Source organism: Candidatus Methylomirabilota bacterium (assembly GCA_003104975.1).
Lineage (GTDB): Bacteria > Methylomirabilota > Methylomirabilia > Methylomirabilales > Methylomirabilaceae > Methylomirabilis.
The window spans coordinates 1-19493 of sequence record PQAM01000004.1; the positions used below are offsets into that span (position 1 = coordinate 1).

At 59.5% G+C, this 19493-nt stretch carries 16 protein-coding genes; 11 read left to right on the forward strand and 5 right to left on the reverse strand.

All coding sequences use genetic code 11. From position 1 onward, the window contains the following. Positions 1-83 precede the first annotated feature (83 nt). Positions 84-1352, reverse strand: coding sequence for an RNA helicase (locus C3F12_01235; protein ID PWB48418.1), 1269 nt, complete (start codon positions 1350-1352; stop codon positions 84-86). A gap of 622 nt (positions 1353-1974) precedes the next feature. Between C3F12_01235 and C3F12_01240 the strand changes: the two genes are divergently transcribed. From C3F12_01240 to C3F12_01250, 3 genes are all read left to right on the forward strand, one after another. After that, positions 1975-3726 (forward strand): copper oxidase, encoded by a 1752-nt coding sequence (locus tag C3F12_01240; GenBank protein ID PWB48620.1) that lies wholly within the window; start codon positions 1975-1977, stop codon positions 3724-3726. 227 nt (positions 3727-3953) lie between these two features. Next, on the forward strand, positions 3954-4586 hold the full coding sequence (locus tag C3F12_01245) for a DNA-binding response regulator (GenBank protein ID PWB48419.1): 633 nt from the start codon (positions 3954-3956) through the stop codon (positions 4584-4586). A 210-nt stretch (positions 4587-4796) separates the two neighbouring features. After that, complete coding sequence (locus C3F12_01250) at positions 4797-5156, forward strand: response regulator (GenBank protein PWB48420.1); 360 nt, start codon at positions 4797-4799, stop codon at positions 5154-5156. Positions 5157-5195: 39 nt separating this feature from the next. On the opposite strand, the gene C3F12_01255 is transcribed toward C3F12_01250, so the two are convergent. Continuing rightward, entirely contained in the window at positions 5196-5444 is a 249-nt protein-coding gene (locus C3F12_01255) for a hypothetical protein (GenBank protein ID PWB48421.1), read from the reverse strand. Positions 5445-5596: 152 nt separating this feature from the next. Between C3F12_01255 and C3F12_01260 the strand changes: the two genes are divergently transcribed. Then, positions 5597-6037: a hypothetical protein gene (locus C3F12_01260; protein ID PWB48422.1), complete on the forward strand. Its 441-nt coding sequence runs from the start codon at positions 5597-5599 to the stop codon at positions 6035-6037. A 151-nt stretch (positions 6038-6188) separates the two neighbouring features. On the opposite strand, the gene groL is transcribed toward C3F12_01260, so the two are convergent. Beyond that, a complete protein-coding gene (groL, locus tag C3F12_01265; protein PWB48423.1) occupies positions 6189-7823 on the reverse strand; it encodes a chaperonin GroEL in 1635 nt (544 codons plus the stop codon). 70 nt (positions 7824-7893) lie between these two features. Continuing rightward, positions 7894-8181 (reverse strand): co-chaperone GroES, encoded by a 288-nt coding sequence (locus C3F12_01270; GenBank protein ID PWB48424.1) that lies wholly within the window; start codon positions 8179-8181, stop codon positions 7894-7896. 507 nt (positions 8182-8688) lie between these two features. On the opposite strand from C3F12_01270, the gene C3F12_01275 reads away from it, so the two are divergent. The 7 genes from C3F12_01275 to C3F12_01305 all read left to right on the forward strand — a co-directional run bounded on the left by C3F12_01275 (position 8689) and on the right by C3F12_01305 (position 19061). Next, the gene (locus tag C3F12_01275) at positions 8689-11211 is read left to right on the forward strand and encodes a nucleotidyltransferase (protein ID PWB48425.1); all 2523 of its coding nucleotides are present in this window, start codon (positions 8689-8691) and stop codon (positions 11209-11211) included. Beyond that, entirely contained in the window at positions 11208-12632 is a 1425-nt protein-coding gene (locus C3F12_01280; protein PWB48426.1) for a phosphoglucomutase, read from the forward strand. Before C3F12_01275 ends, C3F12_01280 begins: the two co-directional genes overlap by 4 nt. Before the next feature lie 18 nt (positions 12633-12650). After that, complete coding sequence (locus C3F12_01285; GenBank protein PWB48427.1) at positions 12651-13007, forward strand: cell division protein FtsB; 357 nt, start codon at positions 12651-12653, stop codon at positions 13005-13007. A gap of 560 nt (positions 13008-13567) precedes the next feature. After that, positions 13568-14722, forward strand: a complete 1155-nt coding sequence (locus C3F12_01290; protein ID PWB48428.1) for a 1-deoxy-D-xylulose-5-phosphate reductoisomerase — start codon at positions 13568-13570, stop codon at positions 14720-14722. A 12-nt stretch (positions 14723-14734) separates the two neighbouring features. Then, on the forward strand, positions 14735-15883 hold the full coding sequence (gene rseP / locus C3F12_01295) for an RIP metalloprotease RseP (protein ID PWB48429.1): 1149 nt from the start codon (positions 14735-14737) through the stop codon (positions 15881-15883). A 142-nt stretch (positions 15884-16025) separates the two neighbouring features. Beyond that, positions 16026-17102, forward strand: a complete 1077-nt coding sequence (locus tag C3F12_01300; protein PWB48621.1) for a 4-hydroxy-3-methylbut-2-en-1-yl diphosphate synthase — start codon at positions 16026-16028, stop codon at positions 17100-17102. A 267-nt stretch (positions 17103-17369) separates the two neighbouring features. Beyond that, on the forward strand, positions 17370-19061 hold the full coding sequence (locus C3F12_01305) for a proline--tRNA ligase (GenBank protein PWB48430.1): 1692 nt from the start codon (positions 17370-17372) through the stop codon (positions 19059-19061). A 76-nt stretch (positions 19062-19137) separates the two neighbouring features. On the opposite strand, the gene C3F12_01310 is transcribed toward C3F12_01305, so the two are convergent. Next, the gene (locus C3F12_01310) at positions 19138-19341 is read right to left on the reverse strand and encodes a cold-shock protein (protein PWB48431.1); all 204 of its coding nucleotides are present in this window, start codon (positions 19339-19341) and stop codon (positions 19138-19140) included. Positions 19342-19493 lie beyond the last annotated feature (152 nt).

Below are 19493 nucleotides of genomic sequence, written 5' to 3' on the forward strand. Positions count from 1 at the left end.
GTCATGCTCATGGGCTCCTGGGGGGTGGCTCCGCTGTCCGACCGAGCGTCTGAGACATCCGGGCGCTTATCTTTGCTCATCCTCTAATCCTGACGACTTTTGGCAAGCCTTGGACTAGAGGAGGGGCGCACACTCCCCTCCTCGTCCATCGATTTTCGACCCTGGCGGGGGTTATTATTGCCCACCGTGGCTCCTGAGGTTGCGTGTGGAGCAAAGACCGATTCATCCGGCCACTGCACCGGGAGCTTGAACCCAATATACCGCTCGATCGCATCGAGCGACAGCACATACTCCTCGTCGGCCAGGCTGATCGCCTTGCCGGCCGCCCCGGCACGCGCCGTTCGTCCGATTCGATGCACATAGTCTTCCGGATCCTGGGGAAGATCATAGTTGATCACGTGACTGACCGCTTCGACATGCAGCCCGCGCGAGGCAACATCAGTCGCCACCAGGATCGGCAGCGTACCCGCCTTGAACTTGGCAATGATCTGAAGGCGCTTGCGTTGATCAATACTGCCGCTGATCAGACCCGCCCGGTAGTCGCATCGAACCAACTTCTGGGTCAGCCGCTCAGCCCCCTGCCTGGTATTGCAAAAGATGAGGATCCGTTGCCATGGCTCATGCTGGAGCAGCCAGCGGAGCAACCGGAATTTCTCCTGCTTCTCGACATGGAAAAGCAGGTGCTCCACCTTGTCCACCGTCACCTGCTCTGGGGAGATGGCAATCCTGATCGGGTTATTCATAAACTCATATGATAACTCCATCTCCCGAAATGAAAGGGTCGCCGAGAAGAGGAATGACTGACGCTTGTGGTACGGGGGCAACCGCCGCAACAGGAAGCGAAGGTCTTTGATGAATCCCATATCGAACATTCGGTCGGCCTCATCGACCACCAGGACCTCGACCTGAGACAGCTCGTAGACCCCCTGCTTGAAATAATCGATCAGTCGTCCCGGTGTCCCAATCAGAATGTCAATAGGCTGTTGGAGGGCACTCCGTTGCTTCTGATAGTCCACCCCTCCATAGACGGCGAGTCTCGCGAGGCCGGTGAACCCGCCCAGCAGTTCCACATCCCACAGGATCTGGACGGCCAGTTCGCGCGTCGGGGCCAGAATCAGGGCTCGAGGCGCACCGGGGAGTGTGGGGCGTTTTGAACTGAGCAGTCGAATGAACAGTGGGATGAGGAAGGCGGCGGTCTTGCCGCTGCCGGTCTGGGCCTGCCCGGCAATATCCCGCCCGGTCATGGCAAGCGGCAGCGTCTCAGCCTGAATCGGCGTACATTGGCTGAAGCCGGCCGCCTCTATCCCCTTGCGAATCGCCTCGGGAAGTGCAAAGGCGTCGAAGCTTGTCATGGGCAGCTACCCGGTAGGACCAACTCGGCACGCAGTCCCGCAGGACGCCCGCCAATCAGTCGATTGTCTCGTGCAGGCGTGTACATATGTGTCATTATTATGCCTCGCATCACGGGAATTGACAAGGCAAATCGGTTTCAGCCCCTACCGGATCGACGCACCACCGAATAGAGCCCCCTTTTTTACACCGGATACCAGCCGTTATCCGCCAACCTTTACACACCTGCTGTGAGCCTACCATCATTGCGATAGCATCAACTACTACCGTGTTTTCAGCTAGTTATACGTATATACGGCTCCTGGCATGATCTTGGCATATCATGGGTCATGATGCATTCATGAGGCATCTGCATTTCCAGTTGATTGAATCGCAGGATTTACAGGAGGCTATGAACAGCAGGGCCTAAGACATTATGAGTCTTTTGAAAGAGGACTCCACGTAAACAATAAGGAAAGGAAGGAATACAAATCGATGAACATGATACTACAAGAGGCACCACCTGCAGGCGTACACCGACATGAGGCACGTCATCCTGGGTTACTGAGCCGGCCGAACGCTCGAAGGCTGGGACATGGCGTGGTCTCTATAGTCGCAGGCGCACTTCTGTTGATCGCGGCCACCATGACCGGACCGATGATTGCGGAAGCGCATGCCGATGCGGAATTTGCGATTACCGATGAGCCCGGACGCTGGTTCAAGAATACTGCCGGACCGATCGGGGGCACGCAATCCCTGGCGGTCGTCCAACCCGGCGCCAGAGTGAAGTTCTCGTACGATAAGTCCAAGACCACCCACACAGTAACCGGCCTGATCTTCCCCACCGGCGCAACAGGCATGCCGTTTGACACCCCGCCGACAAAGAACGGCGCCGATCTGGTCCTCCGAACGCCGGGCCTCTACGTGTTTGTGTGCAAGGTTCACCCCTATATGTTCGCCGCCGTGATTGTTGACGATCCCAATACGGCGGGCCTGGACCTCGGCGATGCCATCACTCTGGTCAACGGCATCACCGTCCCGACCAGCAGCGACCTGGCGACACGGCTGCTCAGAACGTTTTTTATTGCCACCAATCCCGCCAACTGGCAGGACTATAGATCGTCGCGGCCTTGGCATGTCACCTACCCGAACGTGGACGTCCGGATCGATGTCGGGGTGGTGAACCTGCCGGCGGTGCTTGACGCCCGGTACGGTAACGATACGACCCTCCAGGTGCTCGCCAATCCGACCATCCCCGGCGTCGGCGAGGTATGGGTAGATACCCAGTTCGAGCTGACAGCCGGGAAAACGAAGCCCGGGACGGCGACAAAGGTCGATGCGACCACCTGGCAGGTGGCCAGGAAGGTCGCGCTCCCCAAGATCGACATGAACAATCCCCACAACATGTGGACCGACAGGAGCCAGACACTGATCTATCAGACCCAATGGTTCGACAGAAAATTGACCGTCTTCAACCGGGCAACCGGGCAATTGGTCCGCAACATCGATGTGGGCGAGGCGCCGGCCCATGTCATGACCCGGACCGATACCGATCAGCTTCATGTTACCATCAACGGCGGCGACACACCAAATTCGGTGATTGAGTTGGCGCCGTCGGCCACGGAGGTGCAACGGTCAATCAATATCGGTCGGGCCAACCCCCACGCCCACTGGATGAGTCACGACGGCAAGATGATGGTTACACCCAACGTCTTTACCGACGACTCCTCCATTTACGACTTTCCCAGCCGATCGCTGGCCGGCATTGTGCCGACGGGGTCCCATCCGCTCGCGACCGGGATGATGCCGGATGCAAGCAAATACTACATCGCCAACCTGCTGGACAGTACCATCACCGTCGTCGATATGGCGACCGGGAGTGTTCGGGGTACAATCAATCTCCTGACCCATTACGATCCGCTGTCCGGGACAATCACCGGTCCAGTCGGTGCCCTGCCGATCCAGACCCCGGTCAGCCCGAACGGCCGGTCAATGGTGACCGCCAACACCTTGACAGCAACCATTACCGTGGTGGATACGATGACCGATACCGTCGTCGCGATGTTACCGTGCGATCCGGGGTGTCACGGTGTCCAGTATGGCGCCAAGCAGGGCGGCGGCTATTACGCCTATGTCTCGAGTAAGTTCTCGAACGACCTGATCGTCGTCGATCCGGACCCGAACAACGACGGTAATCCGTCGGATGCGACGATTGCGGGACGGGTGCCGCTGACCGCGTCGACCGGCACCGCAACGGACGACCGAGTCACCGGCAACCCCGGCATGGGGGGCCAGGGCATCCTCCCGATCCCGGTAGTCTATAACGGGTGGGTCCAGAATCTCCCGCCAACCTGGAAACAGGGTTTGACCGCCGACCAGCAAAATCCGCTCTTCTAAACCCCCTCCTCTGTTCCACACCCCCTCTCCCGACATGTCGGGAGAGGGGGTTTTACTTAGCCCAAGTCCGTCACGAGATCGTCGACATGATGTGGGCGTTGACGCGCCGCTCCTCTCGATTTTGTTTTGATTTATCGGCGAGACCCCCTATACTTTTTCCTGGAAGTGGGCTGCCTCGAGGCAAAACGGGGTTGGGTTCGCCGATCCCATGAACGGAGTAGAGAGGAATGATCCGCATTCTCATCGCCGATGATCATACGGTGGCACGGCGCGGACTGATCCAGGTTGTGAGCGAAGAACCCGGGATGCAGGTGGTGGGCGAAGCCAAGAACGGGCAGGAGTTGTTCGCACTACTTCGACGGCAACCATGCGATCTGGTGGTCCTGGACATCTCAATGCCCGGCAAAAGCGGCCTGGATGTGCTCAGCGAGTTAAAGCATGAGTACCGCAACCTGCCGGTACTGGTGTTGAGTATGCATGCGGAAGAGCAGTACGCCGTACGGGCGCTCAAGTCCGGCGCGGCAGGCTATTTGACGAAAGACAGTGCGGCGGAGGAGTTGCTCAAGGCCATCAAGAAGGTGATCGGCGGCGGCCGATACATGAGCCTGGAGCTCGCCGAGCGATTGGCCTTGGAGGTGGCCGGCGGCGTCGCACGCCCACCGCATGAGGCACTCTCGCACCAGGAGTTCCGGGTACTCTGTCTGCTCGCATCCGGAAAATCGATCACCGACATCGCCACCGAGCTGTCGCTCAGCGTCAAGACCGTCAGCACCTATCGTGCCCGCATCCTGGAGAAGATGTCGATGGAGAGCAATGTCGAACTGATCCGCTACGCGATCCAGAATCGCCTGGTGGAGTGACCTCTCCGGATCGTCGTATCCCCCGGTCAGTCCTCACCCGGTGCCCCCCGAATGTAGGATGAAATCGGGCGACGGCATGCGCTACATTCTGACAGAAAGATCGGCGTCTTACCGACGGTCATCGTCGAGCGCTGATGCTATCTTATTGCGTAGAGTGGAGGTGAATCGGAACCCAGTACGGATGGGCGCCCGCCTCGGACTCGAGGACGTATGATGCGCATCTTTATCGTGGATGATTCAGCCGTCGTGCGGGAACGGCTCATCGAGGTGCTTTCGGGTCTGCCCACCGGCCAGATAATCGGGCAGGCGGTGGGGGCTGCTGAAGCCGTGGAGGCCATCCGGAGAATGAGGCCTGATGTGGTGATTCTGGACCTACATCTGCTGGAAGGCAACGGGATCCAGGTACTGCAACAGATCAAAAAAGACGCACCGGGTCCCATCGTTTTAGTCCTTACCAACTACCCCTATCCCCAATATCGGAAGCAATGCCTGGAGACCGGAGCCGATTACTTCTTCGACAAATCGCTGGAATTTGATATGGTTCATGAGGTCATCCGGCAGCTCCCCTAGCCATCCCCGACAACTGACCTGGTCGTTTCCCCAACCTACTCATTCCCACGAGATGTGCCGACCACCGAGGTCACCCGTCGAATCGTCCCTGTCCGTCCTCCTGCCTTCTGTGGTGATCTTCCTCAACCAGGCCAGGCATTGCCAAATGATCTGTTCCCTGATTTGGTGGATCAGGCGGATGACCACCGCTTTTCTCTCACAGCCGGGGGTGTTATCCAGATTTGATGACTCGACTTGTAAGCAAATAATGGGGATTGACAAGGCAAATCCGTTATGATAGAAATACACGGTTTTTTCGAGCGCTGGACGTGGTCTTAAAGATCATACGGAAGGGTAATTGCCGAGCCTGCCCGTGGATCCCCCTCGATGGTCCACCATCCGAGGAGTGTTGATCGAAGTAGACGTTCGTCCCAACCTTTTAACACGTTACGGAGGTGACAGTGAAGCTGAGAAATGTTGTAACAGGAATGGTGGTCCTCACTCTGGTGTTTCTTGCTGGCTGCGGAGGAGGGGGGGGAAGTGAAGGCAAAGGGGATCCGATGGCCATAGCCGAGCAGTTCATGGATCTCTATTATAAGCAGGGCAACGTTGACGAGGCAAAGAAGTTGGCCAACGCCGAAATGGTCGAGAAGATCCAGGCGACCGCAGCCGCCGCGACGGAGCCCGCAGGAGAGCAGGAGATCTCGTATCATTTGAAGGAGAAGAGCCACGAGGGCAAGCATTCATACGCCCTGTTTCAAATGACGATCAAGAAGAAGGAGGGTGAACCCGTTTATAAGACCGTCTCCCTCTTCGTCGATCTGGTCGACGGCGCCTGGAAGGTGACACTCTTCGACGAGAAGATCGAGCCGGGGCCACATCAGGAAACGACAAAGGGTTAGTAAGAACTTCAAGGCTCAAGACTGAAGGCCATTAGGTATAGCTGCGGTCTTCAGCCTATTGACCTGCCTTTCTTGGAAATAAAAACCCCAGGGGGTGTTTCCCCCTGGGGTTTTTATTCTTCCTTTCAGCCTTCAGTCTATCGACCTATCTTTAGTACATATCACCCATCCCGCCGTGACCGCCCGGCGGCATCGGCGGGGCCTTTTCCTTTTCCGGCGCCTCGGTAATCAGCGCCTCGGTGGTGATCATCAACGACGCGATGCTCGACGCGTTCTGCAGCGCGATCCGAGCGACCTTGGTCGGGTCGATGATCCCGGCCGCCAGCATGTCTTCGTAGACGTCCGTCTCGGCGTTAAAACCGTACGAGCCGTTATTGTCCCGAACCTTCTGGACGACAATCGAGCCCTCGACGCCGGCATTCTCCGCGATCTGGCGGATCGGCTCCTCCAGTGCCCGCCGAACAATGTCGCCGCCCACCTTCTCGTCCCCTTCGAACTTCAGCTTTTCAATGTTCTTTGACGCCCGAAGGAAGGCGACGCCGCCGCCCGGAATGATCCCCTCTTCAACGGCCGCGCGGGTCGCGTTCAGCGCGTCCTCAACCCGGGCCTTCTTCTCCTTCATGGCAATCTCGGTGGCCGCGCCGACCTTGATCACCGCCACGCCGCCGGCCAGCTTGGCCAGCCGCTCTTGCAGCTTCTCCCTGTCGTAGTCCGAGGTCGTCTCTTCGATCTGGGTCCGGATCTGCTTGATGCGACCCTCGATCTCCTTCTGGGCGCCGGCCCCTTCGATGATGGTGGTATTCTCCTTATCGATCACCACCTTCTTCGCTCGGCCCAAATCGTCCAGCCGGATACTCTCCAGTTTGATCCCCAGTTCCTCAGAGATCACCTCGCCGCCGGTCAGCACCGCGATGTCCTTCAGCATCTCCTTGCGTCGATCGCCGAAGCCCGGCGCCTTGACCGCTGCGCAGTTCAGGGTCCCGCGCAGTTTGTTGACCACCAGGGTGGCCAGCGCCTCGCCCTCAACCTCTTCCGCAATCACCAACAGCGGCTTGCCCATCTTGGCGATCTGCTCAAGCACGGGCAGAAGATCCTTCAGGTTGCTGATCTTTTTCTCGTGGATCAGGATCAGCGGGTTCTCCAGGACCGCCTCCATCCGCTCGGGATCGGTCACAAAGTAGGGCGAGGTGTACCCTCGGTCAAACTGCATTCCCTCAACAACCTCGAGGGTTGTCTCCATGCTCTTGGCTTCCTCGACGGTGATGACCCCGTCTTTGCCGACCTTCTCCATGGCATCGGCGATCAGGTCGCCGATCGTCCTGTCGTTATTGGCCGAAATTGTCGCGACCTGCGAGATCTCCCGCTTCCCCTTGGTCGGCTTGGAGATCTTCTTGAGCTCGTCGATGACGTTGTCGACCGCCTTCTCGATGCCTCGCTTCAGCGCCATCGGGTTCGCGCCGGCGGTCACGTTCCGGATTCCCTCTCGGAAGATCGACTGGGCCAGTACGGTCGCGGTTGTGGTGCCATCTCCGGCAACATCGGAGGTCTTGCTCGCGACCTCCTTGACCATCTGGGCGCCCATATTCTCAAAGTGGTCCTCCAGCTCGATCTCCTTGGCGACCGTGACCCCGTCCTTCGTAATATTCGGGGCGCCGAACTTTTTATCGATGACTACGTTCCGCCCTTTAGGGCCTAACGTCACCTTCACGGCGGCGGCAAGGACATCCACACCCTTCTGAATCTTTCGCCTTGCCTCCTCATCAAACAGTAGTTGTTTGGCTGGCATATCAGCTCTCCTCCTCAACCTGCGTCAGTGTTTTGAAATAACGATCGTCCGGTCGATACCCGTACACCGGCTATTGCAGGATGCACAGGACATCTTCCTCCCGCATGATCAAGAACTCCTCGTCGTCCAGTTTCACCTCCGAACCGGAGTACTTGCCGAAGAGGATCTTATCGCCGACCTTCACATCCATCGGCTGTCGCTTGCCGTCATCACCGACCTTACCGGGTCCGACAGCGATCACTTCACCCTCTTGAGGCTTCTCTTTGGCGGTATCAGGGATGATGATCCCGCCCTTCCTGGTCTCTTTCTCCTCCAGACGCTTCACCAGAATTCGGTCGTGCAGTGGTTTTACCTTCACGATCGCCCACTCCTTTCTCTGCAGGGACGGGTTTCACGCCCGCCCATAACTCCGATGTAGACCACCCTCACGCACTACACAACGAACAACTCGCCGACGACAACACTGTTAGCACTCTACTGTTGAGAGTGCTAATAAATATAAGAGACAAGACGATCATTCGCAAGGATGATTATCGGGATATAGTGGTAGACTATCGCTGATATTTGACATATCAAGATATTATTGGTATATGAGACCGTTTTTCGCTCATATGCTCGTGGGAGCTATGCGAAAGTCGTTTTTCCGCAGTCACGTTTGGCCTGCAGGATACCGAGGTGCATGTGGTGGTGTAAATCGTGATCATCGCCTTTAATCGCTGCGGGCCTCCGACGATAATGGTCTTGACAGTATTCATCTGGGCTCCCTATACTGCTTCAGTAAGCGGAATTTTCAAAAGAAATAACGTCCGGTGTCACAGCGTACAACGTCGTGTCAACAACAGCCCGGAATGATTAAGGACGCGTGATGAAAGCTGTTATCATGGCCGGCGGATTCGGTACGCGGCTGCGGCCGTTGACGACCAACATTCCCAAGCCGATGATCCCGATGGCGGTCAAGCCGTTGATGGAACATACGGTCACACTGCTCAAGGATCATGGGTTTGATCACCTCATTACCCTTCTCTACTTCCAGCCGGACAGCATCGAACGCTACTTCGGCGACGGCAGCGAATTCGGCGTCAAGATGGTCTATGCCACTGCCACCGAAGACTATGGAACAGCCGGGGCGGTCAAGAACGCCGCCGCGTTTCTCGACGAGGCGTTCCTGGTCATCAGCGGCGATGTCCTGACCGATTTCGACCTCTCACAGGCGGTCAAGTTTCACAAGGATCGCGGGGCCGTAGCGACGATGGTGTTGACCAGGGTCGAAAACCCGCTTCAATACGGCGTGGTTATCACGGCTCCCGACGGCCGCGTGACGCACTTTCTGGAGAAACCGACCTGGGGTGAGGTCATCAGCGACACCGTCAACACCGGCATCTACATCCTCGAGCCGGAGGTGCTCGAACTGATCCCGACCGGGAAAGAGTGTGACTTCAGCCGCGATCTGTTGCCGAGGCTGATGCGTGAAGGACGTCCGCTGTACGGCTATGTAGCACCCGGGTACTGGAAGGATGTGGGCGATCTGATCGAGTACCGTCTCGCGCATCGCGACATCCTGGCCGGACTGGTGAAGGTCACACCCCCCGGCAAGCTGGTGGAGGGACTCGACAAACCGATCTGGCTCGGCGAAGGGAGCCGCGTCGATTTCACCGCGTCGTTGAGAGATGGGGTCCTGATCGGCCGACATACGCAGGTGGGGCCCAACACTCACATCACCCGGAGCGTGATCGGCGACAACTGCGTCATCGAGGAGGGCGCGGTCATCATCGGATCGGTCCTCTGGAATAATGTCTTTGTCGGCGCCCGGGCGGTGTTGAAGGAGAACGTCATCGGCCGGGCCAGCGAGATCAAGGCCGACGCCCGTGTCTTCGAGGGCGCGTTGATCAGCGAACAGTGCAAGGTCGGCGAGGGATCGGTGGTGAAAGCCGACGTCAAGGTGTGGCCCCATAAGGTCGTCGACGATGGAGCCGTCCTGGCTACGAGCCTGATCTGGGGCCAGAAGTGGTCACGCTCGCTGTTCGGGGCCTACGGCGTGACCGGATTGGCGAATCTCGAGATCTCGCCGGAGTTTGGAGCCAAGCTCGGCGCCTGTTTCGGGGCGACAATGCGGATGGGATCGTTCGTCCGCACCAGCCGCGACAATCACCAGGCCTCCCACATGGTCAAACGGGCCGTGATCAGCGGCCTTCTGTCTGCGGGCGTCAACGCGCGCGATTTCCGCATTGCCCCGATCCCAGTGGTCCGGTACAAGATGAGTGCGCGCGACGTGGTAGGCGGCGTGCACGTCCGAAAATCCCCCTTCGATCCGGAGCTGATCGACATTATGTTCTTTGATGAGTACGGTATGGACATCTCATCCAGCCGGGAGAAGAGTATTGAACGGCTCTTTTTTCGGGAGGATTTCCGCCGAGCCAAGGTTGAAGAAATCGGTCGTCTCTCCCCTCCCCCGTACGGGACCGACTTTTACCGAGACGGGATCTTGGGCTTTATCGATCAAGATGCGCTGCGCCGCTGCGGCTTCAGAATCGTTGTCGATTACGCCTATGGCTCGGCGTCGGCCGTCTTCCCGCAGATCCTCGGGACGCTGGGGTGTGAGGTCATTGCGCTGAACGGCTGCATGGATGAAAGTCGAATCACCAAGAGCGCGGAGGAGTTCCGTCGCTCACTGCACCAGCTCTCGGAAATCGTTAAAGGCCTTCGGGCCGATCTGGGCGTCATGCTGGATGCCGGGGGGGAAAAGATTTTCATTGTGGATGACGCCGGCAACCTGTTGAGCGACGACCTGGCGCTGGCGGTCATGGCCCTGCTGGTCATGCGGACCCACCCTCGTGGCGTCATCGGCATTCCGATCACCGCCGGCTCGGTCATCGAGGAGTTGGCTCACGATTTCGGTTTCGACGTCCTGCGAACACGAACGACCCCGCGAGCGCTGACGGAGGCGGCGGCACGAGACGGTGTCGTGTTCGTAGGGGACGGTCTTGGTGGTTTTATCTTCCCTGAGTTTCAACCGGCCTTTGACGGGATGCTGGCAATCTTGAGGCTCCTGGAGATGCTCGCAACCCAGAATCTCCGCCTGTGTCAGTTTGCCCCATCCGTCCCTCAACGCTTCAAATGCCGCGAACAGGTACCCTGCTCCTGGGAGCGAAAGGGCGGGACGATGCGGGCGCTCATCGCCGCGACCGCCGATCAACAGGTCGAGTTGGTGGACGGGGTCAAGGTCCACCTTGGTCGCGACTGGGTGATTTTGTATCCGGATCACGACCGGCCACTGTTCCATATCCTCGCCGAGGCCGATACCTTGGCGCAGGCAGAGGCCAACGCAGCCCGCTACCGGGGCCTCTTCGATCAGTGCATGAAGGGCAGCCCGGCGGAGATAACGGCATGAAGCCCATCAGATTCGGTACCTCCGGCTGGCGAGATATCATCGCCGACAACTTCACCTTTGCTAATGTTCGCCTTGTCGCGCGGGCCATCGCGGAAGACCTGCTGGTTGAGGGCGCCGATCACCCTCAGGTCGTCGTGGGGTACGATACGCGCTTTCTGTCGGAGGCCTTCGCGGCCGAGGCGGCGGCAGTTCTGGCGGCCTGCGGCGTACGGGTCTGGCTGACCGATCGCGATACGCCGACACCCGTCATCGCATACGAGGTGATTCGCCGCGGCGCAGCGGGCGGCCTGAACATCACAGCCAGCCATAACCCGCCGGAATACAACGGGCTGAAATTTTCCGGTCCGTCCGGCGGGCCGGTCCTTCCGACAGTGACCGACCGAATCGAGAAGCGGATTCAGGCGCTGCGAGCGCAGCCCGAGCCGCCGTACCCCCCACTTGGAGAGTTGGAGGCCAAAGGTCTGGTCGTGCGGATCGACCCGCGTCCGCGCTATCTGAACCGACTGCGGGAGTTGGTGGATCTGCGCGCTATCGGGGCGGCTCGCATGAAGATCGCCGTCGACCTGCTCTATGGGACCGCCGGCGGCTACCTCGACGAGATCCTGCGTGAGGCCGGGTGCGACGTCCAGACGCTGCACGGTTGGCGAAATCCCGCCTTCGGCGGTGCGGCCCCGGATCCCTCAGAGACCAACCTCACGGAGCTGACGAGGGTCGTCAGGGCCCACGGCTGTCATCTCGGCTTGGCGACCGACGGTGATGGCGACCGCTATGGGATCATTGACCGAGACGGCCGCTTCATCGAGCCCAACTACATCCTGGCCCTGCTGCTGAAACACCTGATCACGACTCGAGGGTGGCGCATGGGGGTGGCCCGTTCTATCGCTACCAGTCATCTGGTCGATAGGGTGGCGCAACAACAGGCGGTCCCGGTGTACGAGACCAAGGTCGGCTTCAAATATCTTGGCGAGCTTATCGCGCAGGACAAGGTGGCACTCTGCGGCGAGGAGAGCGCCGGTCTGTCGATTTTCGGGCATGTCCCTGAAAAGGACGGTATTCTGGCTGCCCTCCTGGTGGCGGAGATGATCGCTGTGGCCGAGGGTTGCAGTGTGCAGGGTCTGCTCGATACGCTTTATGCCGAGGCGGGGAGCGCGGTGTACGCTCGTCGCCTGAACCTCCAGCTTACGGCGGAACAGCAGGGGCGCCTGGCGGATCGCCTGAATGACCTGCCGACCCGGATTGCCGGACTGGCCGTCGTGGAGGTGAACCGACTGGACGGGACAAAGCTGCTGCTCGAGGACGGCAGTTGGTTCCTCGTGCGGCCTTCGGGGACCGAACCGGTCGTCCGCCTCTATCTGGATGCGCATTCTGAGTCGCAGATCGCGGAGTTGACGGCGGCGGCGCGGGAACTTCTGGGGATCTGACAGCCACGGAGGGCGACGATGCGGACGCCGCAGGGTGTTACGGATGATATCGAGGCGAGACGGAGCGCGCGCAAACGGTGGCTGCTGTTCATTGCCGGGTTGGCCATCGTGATCGGGGTCGCCTCCGTCGTCGGACAGAAAAGTCTCGTCAAGATCGTTCAGATGAACAGTACCAGATCCGAACTGCAACAGGAGATCATACGACTGAAGCAGGTTAACGAGAATCTGACCCTCGAGGTTCAGACCCTTGCCGATAATCCCGGCCAGGTCGAGGCGATTGCGCGGGAGGATCTCGGACTGGTCAAGCCGGGTGAGATCGTGTATCAGTTCCGTCCGTCCGGGCACCCTGCTATGCCGCCGTCCCCTTCCCGTTGAGTTGTGCCGCCCATTGAGTCGGTCTGTCCGCCTTTTGCGCTTGACAGCGTCGACCGGTTTCGGGTATGAGTATATGCAGCGTGATACGGTAGCGATCCGTTCGGCTACGGAGGCGCGTTCTCACCGGGGTGGCCGGTTAACCGTTATAGCAATCGTATAAAGGAGATGACGTCACATGGCAGGAATGTCGCAGGTCGTACTTGATATCCTTACCACACCAATGGGGGCGGTTGCCGGGCTGGTCGCAGTCGTCGTGATTGGTCTGTTCGCCAAGTGGGTCTTCAGCGAGCCACAGAAATAATTGATAGGGGCATAAGACGTTCTACCCCCTGCCCGCATACCTTCCGTACGCACGAGAGGATCGAAGGCCTACCGGGGTGGGCCTTTGATCTTCCCAGTCTCGCTGTATATCGCCTGAGCGTCGAATAAGCGGCCTATCTGATGAGCTGAAAGCGCTTGCTCAAGACCCTCGACCCGACTATACTACGTTCATAACCGCCGGTGGACAATGGCCTTGTCGTCGATGATCGTTGCGGTGTAGCAGCGAGGGGAGACACATAGTGAAGCGCGTCAGCATTCTTGGCTCAACCGGAACCATTGGGGTCAAGGCCCTGGCGATGATCGACCTGCACCGCGACGCCTTCGAGGTGGTCGCCCTTGCGGCCAGGGATAATATCGATCTTCTCGAGCAACAGATCAGGCGGTTCTCCCCCCGCATCGTCGCCGTCGGAACGTCCAGGGCCGCAACAGCGCTGAAGGAACGGGTCAACGATCTCCCCGTCGAGATCGGGTGGGGGGACGACGGCGTACTCGGTGCGGCGACGGCGTCCGAAGCCGACATTGTCCTGACGGCGATCGTCGGCGCAGCGGGCCTGCTCCCGAGTCTCGCCGCCATCAAGGCGGGAAAAGACATTGCCCTCGCGACAAAAGAGGTCATGGTCATGGCCGGCGAACTGGTCATCGCCGAGGCTCGATCGCGGGGGATTCGACTGCTGCCCGTCGATAGCGAACACTCGGCCATCTTCCAGTGCCTGGACGGACAGCAAAGTCGTGCGTATTTGAAGCGGGTACTCTTGACCTCCTCGGGAGGACCGTTCCGCCGCCGCCCAAAAGAAAGCTTTGCAACCATCACGCCGCAAGAGGCGTTACAGCACCCGACATGGGTGATGGGCAAGAAGATTACCATCGACTCGGCCACCCTGATGAACAAGGGCCTCGAGGTCATCGAGGCCAGTTGGTTCTTCTCTCTCGCGCCGGAACAGATCGACGTCATCATCCACCCGCAGAGCATCATCCATTCGATGGTGGAATTCCTGGATGGCGCGATCCTGGCTCAGATGGGCGTCACCGACATGGGACTGCCGATCCTGTACGCCCTCTCGTACCCTGAGCGCCTTCAGACACCGCTACCGCCTCTCGACCTGAACAGCCTGTCGGCGCTCACCTTTGAACCGGTCGATCATGAGAGGTTCCCCTGTCTCGGCCTCGCCTATCAGGCACTCCGAGCCGGTGGAACCTACCCCGCCGTTCTCAATGCCGCCAACGAGGTGGCGGTCGACCTGTTTCTCTCAGGCCGCGTGGCCTTCCCGGACATTGCCACCCTCATTGCTCGAGCGATGGACAGCCACCAGGGTCGCAAGATCGATTCGCTTGAAGATGCCCTGGACGCCGATCGTGAGGCCAGGAAGCGGGTGTTGGCGACGCTGCCCACGTAAGACAAGGAGAAGATGTTGGACGCCGGCAGCATAACAACATTTACCCCCGCGATTGCCTTCAGCCTGCTGGAAGCGGTCGATCCCCGACCGCTCCTCTCGCGCCTCGATTACGTGCTCTGGGCTGTCCTCGTCCTGGGCGCACTCATCTTCGTTCACGAGCTGGGCCACTTCTTGGTCGCCAAACGGGCTGGGGTCAAGGTCCTGAAGTTTTCCCTCGGCTTCGGTCCAAAGATCATCGGGTTCAGGCGCGGCGAAACCGAATATCTCCTCTCCGCCATCCCGCTGGGCGGGTATGTCAAAATGCACGGCGAGGATCCCAAGGAAGAGGTCGCCGACCCGGAAGGATCATTCTCTACGAAGCCGGTCGGGTGGCGCTCGCTGATCATCCTGGCCGGCCCGGGTTCCAATTTTCTCCTGGCTATCGTAATCTTCTGGGTGGTCTTCATGTTCGGCGTCCCGACCCTCGCCACCAAGGTCGGGGAGGTCATGGAGGGCTTCCCGGCTCACGAGGCGGGGGTGCAGAGCGGCGATCGAATTACGGCGATCGACGGACAACCTATCGAGAAGTGGGAGGAGTTGGCGGCCCAGATCCATAAGAGTCCCGGACGTCCTGTGCGCCTGACCCTCGAACGGGGGGAACGCCGGTTTGACCTGGTGGTGGCTCCGAAGGCCACCCGCCAAAAGAATGTCTTCGGTGAGGAACAGGAGGTCGGACTGCTTGGCATTGCACCGGCTGAAGAGTTCCTGACCGAGCGGACGAATCCGATGACCGCATTGGGACGGGCGATCTATAAAACCTACGATCTCAGCCGCCTGATCCTGCTCACGTTTGTCAAGTTGATCCAGGGTGTCGTCCCGGCCAAGACCATCGGCGGACCGCTTCTGGTGGCGCAGATGGCCGGTCAGCAGGCGCGCCAAGGTGTTCTGAACCTCATGTTCTTCACCGCCCTCTTGTCTATCAACCTGGGAATCCTGAACCTGCTTCCGATCCCTATCCTGGATGGCGGGCATCTGTTCTTCTCGCTCATTGAAGCCGTTCGCGGGAAGCCGGTTAGCCTGCAGAAACGAGAGATGGCCCAACAGGTCGGGCTGGCCCTGTTGGTGGCCCTCATGATATTTGCCTTCTACAACGATATCTTCCGACTGCTTGGAAGACAGTGAAACAGCAGCATTTAGCTGTCAGCAACCAGCACCGAGTGAAAGCGGCTGAAGGTAGATGGGCTGAAGGTTTTCAGGAGTCTGCAGCCTTCAGTCTAAATACCTGCTCTTGGCGCTGATGGCTGAACGCTTAGGTGGCTGAATGATGATCGAACGACGCAAGACGCGACAGATTCGAGTCGGGGCCGTCAAGATCGGCGGCAACGCGCCGGTCTCGGTCCAGTCGATGACGAAGACCGATACGCGCGATGTCCGAGCCACGGTCGATCAGATCTGGGCCTTGGAGGTCGCCGGGTGTGACATCGTTCGGGTCGGTATCCCGGGGAAAGAGGCGGCGGAAAAACTGTGGGAGATCCGCAAACAGATCCGGATTCCTCTCATCGCCGACATCCACTTCGACTACCGGCTCGCCCTGATCGCCCTGCAGCAAGGCGTCGACGGTCTGCGTCTCAACCCCGGCAACATCGGCGATCGTTCGCGCGTCGAGGAGGTCGTCAAGGCGGCGGCCGCACGAAGAATTCCGATCCGGATCGGGGTCAACGCCGGATCGCTGGAGAAGAATCTGCTGGCGAGGGACGGCGGGCCGACCCCACGAGGGATGGTGGAGAGCGCCCTGCGCCATATCCGGATCCTCGAAGACCTGAACTATCCGGAGATCAAGGTCTCACTGAAGGCCTCCGATCCCCTGATGATGATCGAGGCCTACCGCCTGCTGGCGGATGAGATCGAGTACCCCCTCCACCTGGGTGTGACCGAGGCCGGGACACCGGGGGTAGGAACGATCAGATCGGCGGTCGGAATCGGAACGCTGCTGGCCGAGGGGATCGGTGACACGATCCGGGTGTCGCTCTCGGCCGACCCCGTCAAGGAGATCAAGGCGGGTGTTGAAATCCTGAAATCGCTCGGACTTCGAAGGGGTGGGCTCACGCTGGTCGCCTGCCCGTCCTGCGCAAGGGCCGATATTGATCTGGTTCCGCTTGCCCAGGAGGTGGAGCGGCGACTGGCTGGGATCACCAAGGAGATCCATGTCGCCGTGATGGGGTGCGAGGTGAACGGACCGGGGGAGGCCAGAGGGGCCGATATCGGGGTAGCCGGCGGTAAGGGGATCGGTTGGATTTTCAAAAAGGGAGAGGCCCCCCGGAAAGTGAAGGAGTCCGAGATTGTGGATGCCCTGATTGAGGAGGTCAACAAGATGGTGGCGGAGGGTGACGGCTACAACTGAGCTTACAGCGTTCAGCTATCAGCCATCAGCTTGTAGGACACACCAAGAAGGATGAAGCGAGAGGGGCTGTCCACCACTTAGTGTTTTTCGTGCTTGGCTATTTGTAGCGTCACAAACCGCAACAATAGCCGTCATTCCCGCGAAAGCGGGAATCCAGAAGGGCACTGGATTCCGGGTCAAGTCCGGAATGACGAACTGTCTGAGACTTATGTCGTCATGTATGATTGCTGATTGCTGACGGCTCCATGCTGCTTCATTGAGAATGAGATGCGTTGGACACGATCACTAATCCCGACACTGAAGGAAGAGCCGGCAGAGGCGGAGGCGCTCAGCCACGCGCTGATGATCCGCGCCGGGCTGGTCCGGCAACTTGCGGCAGGGATCTATGTCACCCTCCCGCTGGGCCAGCGCGTCATGGACAAGATCACTGCCGTCATCCGTGAGGAGATGAACCGAATCGGCGGCCAGGAGATCACTATGCCGGTTCTACACCCGGCGGAGCTGTGGCAGCAGACGGGGCGATGGACGACGATCGGAGAGGAGATGTTTCGGCTGCACGATCGCGGCAAACGGCAGATGTGTCTGGGAATGACGCATGAAGAGGTTGTCGCGTGGCTGGCGGCTCGCGAGATTCGCTCCTATCGGGATCTCCCGCAGATCTGGTATCAGATTCAGACCAAGCTTCGAGACGAAGCGAGACCGAAGAGCGGTGTGCTGCGGACGCGGGAATTCGTCATGAAGGATTCCTATACATTGGATCGGGACGAGGCGGGGCTGGAGCGGAACTACGAGCTCCATAAGGAGGCGTACTGTCGGATCTTCAGGCGGTGCGGGCTGGCCTTTCACGTCGTCGAAAGCGATCCGGGAATGATGGGCGGTGCGGTTGCGCACGAGTTCATGGCCCCGAGCGCGGCCGGTGAGGACGAGATCGCCCTCTGCGATCGTTGCCGCTACTCGGCCAATGTCGAGATGGCGGTCTCCAGACCCCGACAGCCGGCATTCCCGAACTGGGATCTGGAGGAGATCGCCACACCGGGCGTCGGGACCATTGAAGAGGTCTGCCGCTTCCTGAAGATCGACCCGGCGTTGACTATCAAATCGTTGCTGCTCATAACGCCGGAGGGTCCGCTTCTGGCCCTTCTGAGAGGCGATCAGCGGCTTCATGAGAAGAAGCTTGCAAAGATGGTCGGAGAGACGCGCCAGGCGCATCGCGATGAAATGCTGATCCATCTCGGAGCCGGGGCCGGCAGCATCGGACCTGTCGGGGTGAAGCTCGAGATTTTCGCCGACGAGTCGTTGCGCACCGGACGGTATGTGGCTGGAGCCAATAAGGATGGATTCCACCTGCGCGGCGTCGAGCCTGGCGTCCACTTCCAGCCGCAGTGGGCCGATATGCATCAGGTGTCGAGCGGGGATGGGTGTCCGCATTGCGAGGGCAGCCTGAGCGTGGAGCGGGTCATTGAGGTAGGGAATATCTTCAGGCTCGGGACGAAATACTCCGGCCCGATGAAGGCGGTCTATTTGAATGAAGCGGGAGCGGAATGTCCGATTGTGATGGGCAGCTACGGGATCGGGGTCGCGCGTATTGCGGCAGCGGCGATTGAGCAGCGCCATGACGATCTGGGGATCGTCTGGCCGCCGGCCCTCGCACCCTTTCAGCTTCATCTGCTGCCGGTTAATGTGCGCGAACCGCGGATCGCCGAGGTCGCCGAGGCGCTGTACACCCAGCTTCAGCACGAAGGGGTCGAAACCCTGTACGACGACCGTGACGAGCGGGCAGGCGTGAAATTCAAGGATGCGGATCTGCTCGGCTTACCCCTTCGAATGACCGTTGGGACCCGTACCGTGAAGGACGGCATGATCGACCTGAAGATACGAAAGACCGGCGAGGAGATACGGACCCCGGTCTCTGAAGCGATCTCGAGGGCGCATACCCTGCTGTCCGGTCTTACCGACTGACGACATCAAAAGCCGACCCCCCGTGAGTCCGTTACCTCGACGGGGGGTCTCCGGCTTGACACCAACCAGCTATGCGTTACAGCTTGACGACGTTGGCAGCCTGCTTTCCCTTCGGCCCCTCCACGACATCAAACTCTACCTCCTGGCCCTCAGTCAGCGTCCTGAAGCCGTTTCCCTGAATGGCGGAGTAATGCACGAACAGATCGCCGCCCTCCGGTCGCTCGATAAAGCCGTATCCCTTCGCCTCATTAAACCATTTGACCTTCCCGGTGCCTCGCACGTCTTCACCTCCTCTCTGTAGACCCTCAACGCTCCTTCGCCGTCGAGTCGCTTCCTTCCATTCCGTCAGGCCCCGGGTCTTCGCATAGACACAACCGTCGCCTCGCGTGTTGCCGACATCGACGGTCCCTCAGCGTCCCGATAAGCCGCATC